The sequence below is a fragment of the Microcystis sp. LE19-131.1A genome (assembly GCF_027532015.1).
Lineage (GTDB): Bacteria > Cyanobacteriota > Cyanobacteriia > Cyanobacteriales > Microcystaceae > Microcystis > Microcystis ichthyoblabe_A.
The window spans coordinates 1-2,223 of record NZ_JAPZSS010000162.1 but is presented as its reverse complement, the minus strand read 5'-3'; the positions used below and the strand labels follow the sequence as shown (position 1 = coordinate 2,223).

General features: G+C 44.2%; 2 protein-coding genes and 1 pseudogene. 1 reads left to right on the top strand and 2 read right to left on the bottom strand.

The window, feature by feature from the left end; all coding sequences use genetic code 11:
• Positions 1–355: 355 nt before the first annotated feature.
• Positions 356–964 carry a 30S ribosomal protein S4 gene (gene rpsD / locus O9323_RS13005; protein ID WP_002737433.1) on the bottom strand — a complete coding sequence of 203 codons (609 nt, stop codon included), beginning with the start codon at positions 962–964 and terminating at the stop codon, positions 356–358.
• 353 nt (positions 965–1,317) lie between these two features.
• On the opposite strand from rpsD, the gene O9323_RS13000 reads away from it, so the two are divergent.
• Positions 1,318–1,818, top strand: a complete 501-nt coding sequence (locus O9323_RS13000; RefSeq protein ID WP_002744652.1) for a bifunctional nuclease family protein — start codon at positions 1,318–1,320, stop codon at positions 1,816–1,818.
• A 272-nt stretch (positions 1,819–2,090) separates the two neighbouring features.
• Here the strand turns inward: O9323_RS13000 and O9323_RS12995 are convergent.
• Positions 2,091–2,223, bottom strand: a pseudogene (locus O9323_RS12995) (IS630 family transposase); the annotation flags it as partial.

Sequence of the window (2,223 nt, the reverse complement as noted above, 5' to 3'; positions counted from 1 at the left end):
AAGCTGTCCTTTAGTCACATCTTTCTTAACATTTTAAACCTTTGTCGCACATGGCTTTCAAGACTCGGTTAACAATCTGTAATATTCCTTGTTGACACCCTTACTGACAAAGAAAAAACTGAAATCAAGTCAGGATAAGGGTTGGAGTGCTTACTGAAAAAATTGTTAAGAAAGATCCCTATAAGGGATAGCTTATCAAGGGGGGCAGGGGGGATCCAACCTAAAATCCATTTTTAATTTAATTATAACCAGCTACTTAGCATCGTAATTTTTGCTATCTGTCAACCTAAATTTAACCAATAAAATAAGGACGCTGCCAATTGCGTCCTCAAGGTATCTGGAAAAGGCTTTTTTCCTAGACTTTCCGAGAGTAGTATTCCACTACTAACAGTTCATTAATCGAGAGGGCAATCCATTCTCTTTCCACAACGCCATTCACTTTGCCCACGAGGGTGTTTTTGTCAAATTCCAAATGACTCGGCAGATTGGCTAAACCGGGGTATTCCATATTTCTTTTGACTAGATCCTGGGAACGCTCTTGATTTCTGACTCCAATCACATCACCCGGACGGCACTGATAACTAGCAATATCCACAACTCTACCGTTAACGGTGACGTGACCGTGATTGACTAATTGTCGCGCCCCCGGAATTGTCCCGGCCATACCGAGACGGAAAACGGTATTATCCAGACGCATTTCTAAGAGTTGCAGCAGCACTTGACCGGTGGAACCAGTAGCCCGGCGAGCTTTGCGGACATAGCGAACTAATTGTTTTTCGCTGACACCGTAGTTAAAACGCAGTTTTTGTTTTTCTTCTAGACGAATGGCATATTCTGAACGTTTTTTGCGGGCCTGGCCATGTTGCCCGGGTGCATAGGCACGACGGGCATTTTTACGGGTTAGGCCCGGTAATTCCCCTAAACGACGCACAACGCGCAAGCGCGGTCCTCTATAACGAGACATACAAACAGTCTGCTCCTATTTAAATTTATCCCAAAACTATCATCATAGCACAAATTAAGTAATTTAGTTGGGGTGTGGGGTGTGGGGTGTGGGGTGTGGGGAGAATAAATAGAAATAATCTCGGAGTCTCCTGTCTCGGAGTCTCCTGTCTCGGAGTCTCCTGTCTCCTGACGACCGGCTCCTGACGACCGGCTCCTATCTCCTGACGGCAGCTGATGTATTTTTTTCATTAAAGATGAGGCTAATCTCCGCCATCTTAGGGCATACTGTGAATGTAACGAAGCACTATATTATTCAGGTTGCTTTCCCACTCCTTCCCTAGCTGAATCTCTATCTTGGAGAAGCCATTAGTCATGATCGAAATGAAAGTCGCTGGAATTGCCCTAGACGCTATCACTCGCAGTCCCATTGTACTGCTGAAGGATGGTTCCGAGCGTCGCGCCCTACCTATCTACATCGGACAAGATCAGGCTAAGGCCATTATCACCGTCCTCGAACAACAAAGACCCCCTCGTCCTCTTACCCACGATTTGATCACTAATATTTTTAAAGCTTGGGACATGGATTTAGAAAAGATTATCATCCATTCTCTCCAAGACAATACTTTTTATGCTGTTCTCTGTCTCCAGCGCGGCGAAGTCAAAAAAGAAATCGATTGTCGTCCCAGTGATGCGATCGCTATTGCCCTGCGTACCAACAGTCCCATCTGGGTAATGGAAGAAGTGATCGCTTCTGCTTCTATTCCTGTTGATCGTGACGCGGATGAAGAGGAACGTCAAGCTTTTCGCAATTTCGTCTCCAATCTTAGCCCCTCAGACCTGATCCAACGTCGCGGTGATTTTAGTGATCAGTGATCTTGAAGCGGTCAGCCGTCGGCTAGATAAAAATGATAGTAACAGGGAAATTACGGCGGATTCAGGCTTAGTCTGGTAGATATTCTAAGTGGGAAGGCTTATCTAATCAGGAGTTGTCTGTGCCAGATGGATAAGCTGTACTGAATTTAAACTGCGTATTGAAATTTTTAGTACAAATGCTCAAACTGCCTCTCCCTGCTCCGCAGCTCTGGCGCTCCCTTGCAGTCTTAACGAGTATAGTCATTTCAAATAAGTGTGATACAGTCTATACTTTAGACGTTCATAATCTGAGATTTATTAAACTTCTGAAATCGTAGAGTCAGCAAAGAATCCAGTTCTTTTTTATGTTTCAGATGGGCATCATTCAAACATTCATAAATGGCTGAAGAAAAGTCAGAAAAGTTT